Raw genomic sequence first — 13,143 nt, forward strand, 5'->3', positions numbered from 1 at the left:
CCCGCTTCATGCCGTCCACGCCCACCACAGCCACGCCCCGTCCCCGCTCGCGCACCCGCCGCGTGCTGCGCGCGCTGGGCTGGACGCTGACGGGCCTGTTGCTCGTCGTGCTGCTGCTCGCCGCAGGCACGTGGTGGTGGCTCGGCTCGAACAAATCATTGGCCTTCGCGCTCGCCCAGGCCGCACAGCGCCTGCCCGCGGGCCAGACGCTCGAGAGCCGCGACGTCACCGGCTCGCTGCGCACCGGCGGGCGCATCGGCTGGCTCAAGTGGCAAAGCGAGAGCCTCGCGGTCGAGGTGAACGACGCCACGCTCGACTGGCAGCTCGCCCCGCTGTTCCAGCGCAAGGTGCAGCTCGGCGAGATCCACGCGGCGAGCCTGTCGATCGAACGCCGCGGCCCGCCCAGCGACACGCCGACCGAGCCGCTCACGCAGGTCGCGCTGCCCGTCGAGGTGGCCGAGGTGCCCTTCCGCATCGACGAGGTGCGCTGGGCCGGACCGCCCGCGCTGGAAGCCAAAGGCCTCGCGGGCCGCTACAGCTACCTGGCCGCGCAGCACGCGCTGGACATCGAGGGCGTCGACATCGCCGACGGCCACTACAGCGCCCGCGTGCGACTGCAAGGCCCGGCACCGATGGCGCTCGACGCCACGCTCGACGGCCGCGTGAAAGCCCCGCTCGCCGAAGACCGCCACATCGAAGTGCAGGCCAAGGCCTCCGTGAAAGGCACGCTGGCCGGCCCCGAAGCGCGCCTGCAGGTCGCCGCCGACCTGCAGCCCACCGAGCCCGACGCCGAAGCGCCCATGGCCGCCCAGCTGCGCGCGCAGATCGCGCCCTGGCTGCCGCAGCCCGTGGTCGACGCCAAGGCCGACCTACGCAACGTCGACGCCGCCAGCCTCTGGCCCGGCGCGCCCCGAACCCGGCTCACCGGCACCGTCGAACTCGCGCCCGACGCGGCCACCGGCCCCGCCGCATGGAAGGCCTCGGCCGACATCCGCAACGCCGTCGCCGGCCCGTGGGACGAACAGAAACTGCCCCTCGAGCAGGTCCAGGCCCAGGTCGGCTTCGACGGCACGACCTGGACCGTGCCCGAAGCCACCGTGCGCGCGGGCGGCGGCCGCATCGACGCCGAAGGCAGCTGGAGCCCCGCGCCCTCGCCCTGGCAGGTGCGCGCCACCGTGCGCGGCGTGCGGCCCGGCGCGCTGTACAGCGAGCTGTCGGGCGCGCCCGTCGGCGGGCAGATCAGCGCGCGGCAGGCCGAAGATTCCGACACCCTCGTCTTCGACGTGGCCCTCCGCGCCGAAGGCAACGGCGGCGCCGGCAGCAAGGCGCTGCCCGGCTTCGGCCTGGACCGCGCACTGGCGCAGGGCCAGTGGAAAGACCAGGTGCTCGACCTGCGCACGCTGCGTGTCGAAGCGATGCGCGCCAGCATCGACGGCAAGCTGCAGGTGCGCGTGGCCGAGCAGGCCGCCAGCGGCAAGCTCGCCCTCTCGCTGCCGGGCGGCAGCGCGCAGCTCGACGGCCGCATCGCGCCCACCACCGGCGGCGGCGACCTCCAGGCACGCATCGACGATGCCGAAGCGATACAGCGCTGGGTGCAAGGCCTGCCGGGCCTGTCGAGCGTGTTCGCGAACGCCAGTGCCAAGGGCAGCGCCCGCCTCGACGCCAGCTGGCAAGGCGGCTGGCAGACCGTGCAACGCCGCATCGAGAACCCCGGCGCCCCCGCCGCGCGCGGCAACGCCGAGCCCAGCCTCAAGGCCGCGCTCGCCGTGCCGCGCCTCGACCTGAACCTGCCCGCCGCCCAGCCCGGCGGCACGGCCACCAATGTGCAATTGCGCGCACTGCAAGCCGACCTCGCCGGCAGCATCGCCCAGGCCACGCTGACGCTCAAGGGCGAAGCCACCACCGGCACGCAGAAGCTGGCGCTCGACACCCGCGCCAGCGGCGGCCTTGCCAGCACCAACCAGTGGCGCGCCACGCTCGCCAGCCTTCGCCTGCAAGCGCAGGACACCGTCACCGCGCGCCCCGGCCAAGGCCCCTGGGTGCTGGAGCTGGGCCGCGAAGTCACGGCCACCGTACGCGCCGCCGACAACCGCCTCGACGTCGAAGCCTCCGCCGCCGACGCCACCCTGCGCGGCCCGCTGCCGGGCACCGTGCGCATCGACTGGCAGCCACTGCGCTTCAACCAGAGCGGCGCCGCGCCCAACCGCGTGTTCCGCCTGCAGTCCAAGGGCCAGATGCAGGGCCTGCCGATGGCCTGGGCCGGCGCGTTCGGCGCCAACGCCACGCTGAGCGAACTCGGCATCAGCGGCGACCTGCTGTTCAACGGCGACTGGGACATCGACGCCGGCGACACCCTGCGCGCCAAGGCCCGCCTCGCGCGCCAGAGCGGCGACATCCGCGTGCAGGCCGGCGAGGCCGCGCTCGTCACCCGCATCACCAGCACCGGGACCGGCACCGCGAGCGAACGCACCATGAGCTCGGCCAGCGGCAAGAACGAGGTCAACGGCGTCGACGTCACCGCCACCCCGGCCGGCCTGCGCCGCGCCGAACTGCAGCTCGACGCGCAAGGCGACGCCGTGCGCGCCACCCTGGCCTGGGACAGCGAACGCGCCGGCCGCCTCGACGCCGAGCTCGGCACCCGCATGCAGCAGCGCAGCGGCGGCTGGCAGTGGGCGCCCGACGCGCCCCTGAACGGCACGCTGCGCGCCGCGCTGCCCAACCTGGGCGTGTGGTCCATGCTCGCGCCGCCCGGCTGGCGCATCGCCGGCACGCTCGACGCCAACGCCACCCTCTCGGGCAGCCGCACCGCGCCGCGCTGGAACGGCACGCTCGGCGCCGACCAGCTCGCGCTGCGCGCCCCGGTCGAAGGCCTCGACCTGCGCGACGGCCGCCTGCGCGCCTCGCTCACCGGCGACCGCCTGGAGATCACCGAGTTCACGCTCAAGGGCGGCGCCGGCAGCAACGCGCGCATCGGCGGCCAGAGCGGCAACCGCAGCACCGCCGCCAGCGAAGCGCGCACCGACGGCGGCTCGCTCACCGCGCGCGGCGACCTCAGCTGGGGCAGCAACAACAGCACGACCAGCACCGGCATCCGCATGGCCCTGCAGGCCGAGCTGCGCGCCCTGCGCGTGCTGGTGCGCACCGACCGCCAGGTGTCGCTGTCGGGCAACCTGCAGGCACGGCTGGACGACGGCCAGTTCAACGTGCGCGGCAAGCTCAAGACCGACCGCGCCGTCATCATCCTGCCCGACGAGACCGCGCCCAGCCTGGGCAGCGACGTCGTCGTGCGCTCGGCCGCCAAGGACAAGGCCGCCGCCGAGGCCGCGCAGCGCGAGTCCGCCAAGGCCGACGCCCAGGCGGCCAAGGCCGCCAAGCCCCAGACCGCCAAGCCGCCCGACATCGTCGTCACCTTCGACCTGGGCGACGACTTCGCCGTGCAGGGCCGTGGCATCACCACGCGGCTCGAGGGCGAACTGGAAATCCGCAGCACCCGCCTGGACGCCCCGCCGCGCATCACCGGCGAGGTGAAGACCGTCAAGGGCCAGTACCGCGCCTACGGCCAGCAGCTCGACGTCGAGACCGGCATCGCGCGCTTCAACGGCCCCTTCGACAACCCCGCGCTCGACATCCTGGCCATCCGCCCGAACATCGCGCAGCGCGCCGGCGTGCAGATCACCGGCTCCGCGCAGTCGCCGCGCGTGAAGCTCTACGCCGAGCCCGCGCTGTCCGACGCCGAGACGCTGTCATGGGTCATCCTGGGCCGCGCCTCGGCCACCAGCGGCGGCGAGTCGGCGCTCTTGCAGCAGGCCGCCCTGTCGCTGCTCGGCAAGATCGGCGGCACCACCACCGGCGGCAGCCTGGCCAGCCGTTTCGGCCTGGACGAACTCGGCTTCAAGGGCCCCGGCAACGGCGGCGACCTGCGCGAGTCGGCCGTCACGCTGGGCAAGCGGTTGTCCAAAGACTTCTACATCACCTACGAACGCAGCCTGGGCGGCACCTTCGGCACCCTCTTCATCTTCTACGACCTGACCAAGCGCCTCACGCTGCGGGGCCAGGCGGGGCAGACGAGCGGGGTGGACCTGATCTACACGGTGAAGTACGACTGAGGGCCGGGACGCCCCAAGCTGGTAAAGTGCGGGCCGCGCTGCAGCAGCGGCGCACACCGTCTTCGTAGTTCAATGGATAGAACGGGGTCCTCCTAAGACTCAGATACAGGTTCGATTCCTGTCGAAGGCACCATGAGGCCGCATCGCGCCGTCTCATGGACCGTCGAGGCGAGACGCCCGAAAGCCTCCCCCCACTCCTGCCCGCTCAAGAGGCCGCGAACTTCTTCAGGCACGCCGCCGAAGCGTCCACTTCCTTGCTGAAGGGGAGCATGTCGGAGTACTTGGAACGGCGCAGTTCGTACGTACCGTCGTCGTGAATGTCGGCCACGATGTACTGAAACGCCTGCGCGATCACGTCGACCCGGTACCCGAAAGCCCGCTTGGTCTGCCGGACATGCGTGGCGATCGCGGTGTTCTGCGCGCCCAGGAATCCATCGAAAACGCAATCCATGAACTCAGGCTGCTCGGCCTTGTTGTAGGTACCGTGATGCACGGTCCAGAACGTATCCGGCTTCGCCGCGGTCGTGGGGGCCGTCGTGCAAGCAGACAAAGCGCCAGCAGCCAGCGCAGCCAATACAACTCTCAACATTCCTCGTCCTCCAAGATTTTTGAGCCCCGATCGTAGTGGCTCGATCCGCATGGAGGAGACGTCACCCACCTATTTGAACGGCGGCGGCACCCGGATCTTCTGCCACTCCTCCGGCGTGATGAACTTCGCGCAGGTCGGCAGCGCGCTGATGACGCGGCGCTGCGGCTTCATCGGAACGAGTTGCGCGTTCTCCTCTTCCCGATAGAGGTTCACCCCGCAGGCTTCGTACGCGATGCCCTGCTTGCTCTCGATCTCGCGGCGCGCCTCGAAGCGTTCGCGCAGGTTCCGGAACGACTGCCCGACGATCCGGTAGCGCTTGCCTTCCTCGGGCAGGAACGAAAACGAAATCCGGCACGCGGCACGGCCGTGGTACTCGATGAGCGCCTCTTCCCCCGCGCGGATGAACATCGCTCCCTTGAGTTCGGTGCGCCCGCGGTAGCAGCCCTCTGCATTGAGGTTGTTGATGACCACGTCGTCCTTCGACTCGACGGTGACCTGTGCCCGGCTTTCCTGCTCGGTCGGCAAACGGTACGGTGTTTCACAGGCGCTCAGCCCTGCAGCGGCGGCGATGGCGAATGCGTACGAGCGAATCGCTCTGGGTGACATGGTGCGGCGCTCCCCTGGTCTTGCTGTGGTGCCGCGCGATGCTAAGGCAGCGACACCCCGCGTACGCCCCGCCCCGCGCAGCGACGAGATTTCAATCGACGACCCGACGGCGCGCCGGACTACTTTTGGATGCACCGCGTAACGGCATGCTGACCTTCGTAGCAAGAGACAAGCAACAGGGGGCAAGCGATGAACAAGACCGAGGCCTTGGCGGCCATGGTGGAAGTGGCACGGATCGGGCGCGGCATGACGCCCGCCGACGCACTCACGCAGCTGGGCGAGCTGATCGCACAGGAGTCGCCGGACGATCCGGCGCATGACGTGAAGGTCGAGAAGCTGCTGCGCCTCGGCGCCTGCATCTGGTCATTGCGGCGCGGGGTGTTCCTGCCCGAGCCGCCCGGGCGCAGCGACGAAGCGGAGGCTGCGCCGGTGCTGCGACCCCGCGAGATCGCGCCCATCGGCACGGTGCCCGCGCGCGCATCGCACCCTGTCTCGCACCACCCGGTGATCCCGGCCCTGAGCACGTCGGTGCACTACGGGCTCGCGTCGGCCTTCACACCACCCGAAACTCCTCCACCACAAAGGCCGTGATCTCCGCCAGGAAGGTCTTGGCGTGCGCCATGGTGCGCTGGCCTTCGGGCGAGGCGAACGCGGCGTTCAGCGTGTCGGGGTTCTCGAACCACAGCTCGACGATGCCGTCGATCGGCAGCTCGGCGTAGCCGCAGGGCGTGCCCTTCTCGAACTCGCGCGCGACGACCACGTTCTGGCGGTAGCCGGCCACGCCGGGCATGCGGCGCACGTGGTCGGCGTGCACCTTCCATTCGCGGCGGAAGTCTTCTTCCGACTGCGCGACCGGGCGGCGCAGGGTCGAGATGCGCTTGAGCATCGCCGACGATGCGGGCGACGGCGGCGCGATGACCTCGGTCTGCTCGACCGTCACGATGTGCAGCCCGCCCAGAAAGTGCCGCTCGTCGGCGCGAATCTCCGCCGCCAGCTCGCCGGTGTTGAATGCCGCATCGGCCTGCGCCGCCGCATCGAACTGCAGCTGCGAGAAACCATCGAAGTCCCACGGTCCGCGCGCGAAGTCGATGCCGCGCTGCAGCCGGTCGGTCACGCGGTTCTGGCGGTAGGCGCGCAGCGTGGGCAGTCGCGCGACGAGCGGGCCGTGGCGTTCGCGCCAGTGGCGGCTGAAGGCCTCGTCGGTCCAGCCGGGCTGCTTGCGGATCAGGCCCATGCGCAGGGTCGTGGTCGGTTCTGTCATCGGTCGGTCTCCTTGTGGGGTTGCGCGTTCTGCGCTTCGGCGCGCGCACGCGCCAGGCCGGGCGCACGCTTGGCGAGCCACACGCCGTGGCGCACAGGCCAGCGTTGGTACTGCGGATCGGCGCCGAGCGCGGCGGCCGCGTGGTGCGGCCAGTAGGGGTCGAACAGGGCTTCGCGGCCGAGCGCGACGAGGTCGGCCTGCCCCGCGGCGAGCACGGCCTCGGCCTGTTGCGCGTCGACGATCATTCCGACGGCCTGCGTGACCACGTCGGCCTCGCGCCGGATGCGTTCAGAGAACGGCACCTGGAAGCCCAGGCCACGCGGCACCGGCAGTGCGCGCGTCTCTTCGGTGAGGCCGCCGGACGAGCAGTCGATCACGTCGACGCCGCAGCGCTTCAGCTCGCGTGCGAGCACCACCGAGTCGTCGAGACTCCAGCCGTCGAGCGTGCCGTCCACGGCCGAGAGGCGGCAGAACAGCGGCTTGCCGGCGGGCCATGCGGCGCGCACGCGCTGCGCGATTTCCAGTGCGAGCGACATGCGGTTCTCGCGGCTACCGCCGAGCGCGTCGTCGCGGTGGTTGGCGTTGGGCGACAGGAAGCTCGCCACCAGGTAGCCGTGGCCGAAGTGCAGCTCGACCACGTCGAAGCCGGCCTGGTCGGCGCGCACGGTGGCATCGACAAAACGCTGCACGACCTCGGCCATGTCCTGCGCGTCGAGCGCGCGCGGCGCCGACCAGCCGGGGCCGGCCGCGAGCGCGCTGGGGCCCAGGCGCTCCCAGGGTTCTTCATCGGCCGCCATGCGCGCCGGGTCGATGGCCGCCCCACCCTCCCACAGCGGCTCGCTGCCGGCCTTGCGGCCCGCGTGCGCCAGCTGCACGCCGATGGCGCTGCCTTGCGCGTGGACGAAATCGACCACGGCCTTCAGCGGCGCGATCTGGCTGTCGTTCCACAGGCCGAGGTCGGCGGTGCCGATGCGCCCGCGCGGATCGACGGCGGTGCTCTCGGTGAGGATCAGGCCCGCGCCGCCGAGCGCGAACTTGCCCAAGTGCACCAGGTGCCACGGCGTGGCATGGCCACGCTCGGCGGCGTGCTGGCACATGGGCGAGATGACGATGCGGTTGGCCAGCGTGAGCTCGCGCAGCTGCAAGGGCTGGAACAGCAGGGGAAGAGAAGAATCAGGCATGTGAAGGAATCAAGGGGCCGGCGCAGCCACCGGCCGCGTGCCGAGCCAGGTGCCGCTCATCACCGCCGCAAAGCCGAACAGGTGCCACCACGTGAGCACTTCGCCCAGCAGCAGCGCCGCGAACAGCACGCCGAACACCGGCACCCAGTAGAGAAAGACGGCCGTGCGCGCCACGCCGATGACGGAGATCGCACGGTTCCAGATGAGGTTGCCCGCGGCGGTGGCCGCGATGCCCGAGAACAGCACCAGCGCCCACGGCCACGCGCCGGGAAAGAGCTGCGCCGTGCCCAGCCGCGACGGCCCGAGCACGGTGTGCACCACGAGCATGAGCGTGCCGATGAGGTAGATGACCCAGCTGATCGACAGCGGATCGATCTGCCGCGCCAGCCGCTGCACGCCCACGCCGCCGACCGCGAAGCTCACCACCGACAGCGCGAGCATCAGGTCGCCGATGCCGGCGCTCGACAGCCCCGCGCCCGGGTGGCTCAGCACCACCGCCGCCACGCCCGCGAAGCCCAGCGCCACGCCCACCATGCGGCGCGCCGTGAAGCGCTCGCCGAAGACCAGCGCGGCCATCAGCGCCGACACCAGCGGGCTCAGCGCCATGATGAGCGCGCCGTTGGTGGCGGTGGAACGCAGCAGCCCCTGCGCGAACAGGATCTGGTTGCCGTAGACCATGAGGAAGGCGCAGCCCGCCATCACCGCGAGCTGCCGCGCCGTGAGCCGGGGCACGCCGCCGCGCCGCCACAGCACGATGGCGCTGAGCGCGATGCACGCCACGCCCATGCGCAATGCCGCCAGCGGCAGCGTCTCGAAGGAGGCGGTGAGCGCCTTCACGGCCGAGACGTTCACGCCCCACACCAGCATCGCGAGCAGCATCCAGCCCTGCACGGACGCGGGCGTGGCGCCGTGCGAGGGCGCGGGTTGGTTCACCTCAGCTCTCGAGGGCGTTCCACATTTCGATGTCGCGCTCGGCCGTCCAGATGCGCGGGTGCACATGGCCGGTGGCCTCGTCGTAGGCACGGGTCACGTCGAAGGGCATGCAGTGGTCGAAGATCACCCAGTGGCCGTAGGTCGGGCGCAGCGCGGCCACGGTTTCCTTGTAGATCACGTTGAGCGACTTGCCTTCGGCCACGCCGTTGTTCACCAGCGTGTAGACGTCGGAGATGAAGGCGCGCGTGGAGGCAATCGCCTTGCGCACGTCGGCGGCGTTTTCCAGTGCGGCGCCACGGCCGGGCACCAGCTTCTCGAAGCCGAAGCCGGCCAGGCGGTCGAGCGTGGTGGGCCAGTCGCGGAAGTAGCAGTCGCCCGCGTAGGCCGTGCTCTGGTACTCGACGAGGTCGCCCGCGAAGCAGATCTTCTGGTCTTCGAGGTAGGCGATGGTGTCGCCCTTGGTGTGGCCGCGGCCGACCTGCGCGATCTTCACTTCGAGCTTCTTGCCCAGCCACACGCTCATGGTGCCGTCGAAGGTCATGGTGGGCCAGGTGAGGCCCGCGGGCACCGACTCGACGTTGCGGAACAGACGCGGGAAGCGACCGATCTCGCTGGCCTTGTCCTGCTCGCCGCGCTCGACGATCAGGTCGTAGGTGTCGCGGCTGGCCAGGATCTGCTCGGCGCCTTCCTTGAAGTACGCCGACGCGCCCAGCACGCGCACCGCGTGGTAGTGGCTCAGCAGCACGTACTTGATGGGCAGCGGCGTGACTTCGCGGATGCGGCGGATCACGTCCTGCGCCATCGCGGGCGTAGCCTGGGTGTCGACCACCATCACGGCCTCGTCGCCGATGAAGACGCCGGTGTTGGGGTCGCCCTCGGCGGTGTAGGCGTAGGCGTTCTCCGAGAGGCGGGTGAACGAGACCTTCTTTTCTTCGAGGTCGGCCTGGCTGGCGAATTTCTTGGTGGTCATGGGTGGTCCTTTGAAGTGAGAGGGAAAGTCAGTGCGTGCCGAGATAGGCGGACTTCACCTTGGGGTTGTCGAGCAGCTCGCGGCCGGAGCCTTCGAGCGTGATGCAGCCGGTTTCGAGCACGTAGGCGCGGTCGGCCACGCCCAGCGCCTGCTTGGCCATCTGTTCCACCAGCAGGATCGTGAGACCCGAGCTGCGCAGCTGGCGGATGGCATCGAAGATGTCCTTGATGATGAGCGGCGCCAGGCCCAGCGAGGGCTCGTCGAGCAGCAGCAGGCGCGGCTCGCTCATGAGCGCGCGGGCAATCGCGAGCATCTGCTGCTCGCCGCCCGACAGCGTGCCGGACAGTTGATGCGCGCGTTCTTTCAAGCGCGGGAAGCGTGTGAACTCGCGTTCGATGGCGCGCTCCACGAAGGCCTTGTCGTTGCGGCGCGAGTAGGCGCCCAGCATCAGGTTCTCGCGCACGGTCTGGTCGGGGAACACGCCGCGCCCCTCGGGCGACAGCGCCACGCCCAGGCCCACGCGCTGGTGCGCGGGCACGTGCGTGCAGTCCTTGCCGTCGATGAGCACGCGGCCTTCGGCCACGGGCTCCAGCCCGACGATGCTCTTGAGCAGCGTGCTCTTGCCGGCGCCGTTGGCGCCGATGATGGTGACGACCTCGCCCGCGCGCACTTCCAGGCTCACGCCCTTGACGGCCTCGATGGCGCCGTACGAGACCTTCACCGATTCGATTTTCAACATGATGGTTTCGGTCCTCTGGCTCAGGCGGGCACGGCGGCCATGTCTTCTTCGTCGTCCACGCCCAGGTAGGCCTCGACCACGCGCGGGTTCGATTGCACCTCGGCGGGCTTGCCTTCGGCGATCTTCACGCCGTAGTCGAGCACGATCACGTGGTCGGAGATCGACATCACCAGGTCCATGTGGTGCTCCACCATCAGGATGGACACGCCGCACTTGCCGATGCGCACCAGCAGTTCGCCGAGCTCGGCGGTTTCCTGCGGGTTGAGGCCGGCGGCGGGCTCGTCGAGCAGCAGCAGCTGCGGCTCGGTGGCCAGCGCGCGTGCCAGTTCCACACGGCGCTGCAGGCCGTAGGGCAGGCTGCCGGCGGGCCAGTGCGCCAGGTGGCCCAGGCCCACGAGGTCGAGCAGCTGCAGCGCGCGCTCGCGCGTGGCGCGCTCCTGCTTGCCGGCCGTGGGCCAGGCCACGAGCGACGACAGGAAGCCGTTGCTCATGCGACTGTGCCGCCCGAGCATCACGTTGTCGAGCACCGAGAGGTCGGCGAACAGGCGCAGGTTCTGGAAGGTGCGGCCCATGCCCAGGCAGCAGATGGTGTGCGCCGGCTGGCCCACGATGTTGCGGCCCAGGAAGCGGATCACGCCCGCGTCGGGTTCGACCACGCCGGTGAGCATGTTGATCATGGTGCTCTTGCCGGCGCCGTTCGGGCCGATGAGCGCATGGATGTGGCCGCGCTGCAGGCGGAACGACACGTCTTGCGCCGGCTTCACGCCGCCGTACGACTTGGTCACGCCCTGCACCACCAGCAGCTCGCCTTCGCCGCCCGGACCGATCTGGCCCGGCACGCCGTTGCCGGCCGCCCCTTCGCCGCGGTGGCGCGACTTCAGGAACCACTTGTTGAACAGGCCCACCACGCCGCCCGGCATGACGTACAGCGCGAACAGCAGCAGGAAGCCGTACAGGAAGTGCTGCGCCGAGGGCCAGCGCGCGAGCAGCGCGTCGGTCGCCGTGAGCAGCACCGCGCCCACGATGGGGCCGTACATCGAGCCCGCGCCGCCGAACAGCACCAGCAGCAGGATGAAGATCGACAGGTGGAAGGTGATGAAGTCGGAGTTGATGTACTGGTTCTGCTGCGCCACGAGCGCACCTGCGATGCCGCAGGTGACGGCCGCGACCACGAAGGCCATGACCTTGGCGCGGTACACGCGCACGCCCACCGAGGACGAGGCGATCTCGTCCGCCTGCAGCGACAGCAGCGCGCGGCCGAAGCGGCCCTGCAGCAGGTTGCGCAGCAGCAGGTGCAGCGCGGCGCTGAGCACGATACCCAAAATCACCCATTGCACGCTGCTCAGCGGCTGGCCGTTCCAGGTCAGCGGGCGGATGCCGTAGATGCCCTGCGCGCCGCCGAACACGTCGGTCCATTCGCCCACGAGCTTCTCGACCACGATGCCGAAGGCCAGCGTGACCATCGCGAGGTACGGGCCCTTCACGCGCAGCGAAGGCAGCGCGATGAGCACGCCGCACACGCCGGAGACGACGGCCGCGATCACCAGCGCGAGCCACGGGCTCAGCTCGGTGCGCGAGGTGATGAGCGCGACCGCATACGCGCCAGCCGCGAACAGGCCGGCCTGGCCCAGAGATTTCTGGCCCGCGTAGCCGACCAGCACGTTCATGCCGGCGGCGCACAGGTAGTAGACGCACATCATGAAGGCGATGCGCAGGTAGTAGTCGTTGCCGGACAGCGAGACGAGGCCGCACAGCACGGCCGCCACCAGCACCACGGCGGCGGGATGGGCGAGGCGCTTCATACCTTCTCCACCGTCGAGCGACCGAACAGACCCGTGGGCCGGAAGGCCAGCACCAGGATCACGAGCGCGAACACCGCCACCTCGCGCCACTGCGCCTGCCAGAGGTTCACCATCGACTCGAGCACGCCCAGCAGGAAGCCGCCGATGACGCAGCCGCGCGGGTTGCTCAGGCCGCCGATCATGGCGCCCGAGAAACCCTTGAGCCCCACGGTCAGCCCCATGAAGAGCGAGGCCTGCGCGATGGGCGCGAGCAGAAAGCCCGACAGCCCCGCCAGCGCCGAGCTGACGACGAAGGCGCCGATCATCATGGCGTTGGTGTTGATGCCCATGAGGCTGGCGACGTTGCCGTTCTGCGCCACGGCGCGCATGGCCTTGCCGATCATGGTGCGGTTCATCACGCGGTCGAAGCCGATCATCACGACCACGGCCACGCCCAGCGTGAGCAGTTCCTGCGGGCGCACGCCCACGCCGAACATGCGGATCACGGTGTCGCCCACGGGCGCGGGCACCACCACGGGCTTCGGGCCCCAGATGGCCAGGCCCACGCTCTGCAAAATCACGCCGAAGCCCAGCGTGCTCATGACCCAGGCCATGCCCGGGCGGCCCGCGAAGGGGCGCACGCCGAGCACGTAGAGCAGCCAGCCCAGGAGGCCCATCACGCCGAGCGCGGCGACCAGCGCGAACAGCTGCGCGCCCGCACCGGGCACGGCGTCGCCGAAGGTGGTGGAGCTGAGCGGTTTGCCCAGCACGAGGAACAGCGCGCTCATGCCGATGAACGCGCCGGCCGAGACGAACTCGCCGTGCGAGAAGTTCAGCGTCTTGGTCGTCGTGAACGTGATGCTGAATCCGAGGGCCACCAGCGCATAGGCACCGCCGACGGCGAGCCCGCTGATGAGCGCCTGCAGGAGCGCTTCAACCATGGTGTGTATCTCCGTTGCGGAACGGGGCCGCGCCCC

Annotated in this window: 11 protein-coding genes and 1 tRNA gene; 3 read left to right on the forward strand and 9 right to left on the reverse strand. The window is 70.4% G+C overall.

Annotated features, from left to right (window positions below):
• The first annotated feature begins 8 nt into the window (after positions 1–8).
• A complete protein-coding gene (locus VHAB30_RS27620) occupies positions 9–4,106 on the forward strand; it encodes a translocation/assembly module TamB domain-containing protein (protein ID WP_159279307.1) in 4,098 nt (1,365 codons plus the stop codon).
• Positions 4,107–4,164: 58 nt separating this feature from the next.
• Positions 4,165–4,239: transfer RNA gene (locus tag VHAB30_RS27625), tRNA-Arg, on the forward strand.
• Between the two features lie 72 nt (positions 4,240–4,311).
• On the opposite strand, the gene VHAB30_RS27630 is transcribed toward VHAB30_RS27625, so the two are convergent.
• Together VHAB30_RS27630 and VHAB30_RS27635 are read right to left on the reverse strand one after the other, a co-directional pair.
• Complete coding sequence (locus VHAB30_RS27630) at positions 4,312–4,695, reverse strand: hypothetical protein (RefSeq protein ID WP_159279308.1); 384 nt, start codon at positions 4,693–4,695, stop codon at positions 4,312–4,314.
• 69 nt (positions 4,696–4,764) lie between these two features.
• Positions 4,765–5,301 carry a hypothetical protein gene (locus VHAB30_RS27635; protein ID WP_159279309.1) on the reverse strand — a complete coding sequence of 179 codons (537 nt, stop codon included), beginning with the start codon at positions 5,299–5,301 and terminating at the stop codon, positions 4,765–4,767.
• A gap of 189 nt (positions 5,302–5,490) precedes the next feature.
• On the opposite strand from VHAB30_RS27635, the gene VHAB30_RS31070 reads away from it, so the two are divergent.
• Positions 5,491–5,892: a hypothetical protein gene (locus VHAB30_RS31070; protein ID WP_216850754.1), complete on the forward strand. Its 402-nt coding sequence runs from the start codon at positions 5,491–5,493 to the stop codon at positions 5,890–5,892.
• Here the strand turns inward: VHAB30_RS31070 and VHAB30_RS27645 are convergent.
• From VHAB30_RS27645 to VHAB30_RS27675, 7 genes are read right to left on the reverse strand one after another with little or no spacing between them, the layout of a single operon-like run.
• Complete coding sequence (locus tag VHAB30_RS27645) at positions 5,855–6,562, reverse strand: EthD domain-containing protein (protein WP_159279310.1); 708 nt, start codon at positions 6,560–6,562, stop codon at positions 5,855–5,857. The genes VHAB30_RS31070 and VHAB30_RS27645 overlap by 38 nt on opposite strands.
• The gene (locus VHAB30_RS27650) at positions 6,559–7,743 is read right to left on the reverse strand and encodes an NADH:flavin oxidoreductase/NADH oxidase (RefSeq protein WP_159279311.1); all 1,185 of its coding nucleotides are present in this window, start codon (positions 7,741–7,743) and stop codon (positions 6,559–6,561) included. Before VHAB30_RS27650 ends, VHAB30_RS27645 begins: the two co-directional genes overlap by 4 nt.
• A 9-nt stretch (positions 7,744–7,752) precedes the next feature.
• Positions 7,753–8,676 carry a DMT family transporter gene (locus VHAB30_RS27655; RefSeq protein WP_235926944.1) on the reverse strand — a complete coding sequence of 308 codons (924 nt, stop codon included), beginning with the start codon at positions 8,674–8,676 and terminating at the stop codon, positions 7,753–7,755.
• 1 nt (position 8,677) lies between these two features.
• Positions 8,678–9,646, reverse strand: coding sequence for an MBL fold metallo-hydrolase (locus VHAB30_RS27660; RefSeq protein ID WP_095746773.1), 969 nt, complete (start codon positions 9,644–9,646; stop codon positions 8,678–8,680).
• A gap of 28 nt (positions 9,647–9,674) precedes the next feature.
• Entirely contained in the window at positions 9,675–10,385 is a 711-nt protein-coding gene (locus tag VHAB30_RS27665) for an ABC transporter ATP-binding protein (protein ID WP_159279312.1), read from the reverse strand.
• A gap of 20 nt (positions 10,386–10,405) precedes the next feature.
• Positions 10,406–12,187 carry a branched-chain amino acid ABC transporter ATP-binding protein/permease gene (locus VHAB30_RS27670; protein ID WP_062469722.1) on the reverse strand — a complete coding sequence of 594 codons (1,782 nt, stop codon included), beginning with the start codon at positions 12,185–12,187 and terminating at the stop codon, positions 10,406–10,408.
• Entirely contained in the window at positions 12,184–13,107 is a 924-nt protein-coding gene (locus tag VHAB30_RS27675) for a branched-chain amino acid ABC transporter permease (protein ID WP_062469725.1), read from the reverse strand. Before VHAB30_RS27675 ends, VHAB30_RS27670 begins: the two co-directional genes overlap by 4 nt.
• Between the last annotated feature and the right edge of the window lie 36 nt (positions 13,108–13,143).

Origin of the sequence: Variovorax boronicumulans (assembly GCF_009811375.1) — a bacterium.
Lineage (GTDB): Bacteria > Pseudomonadota > Gammaproteobacteria > Burkholderiales > Burkholderiaceae_C > Variovorax > Variovorax boronicumulans.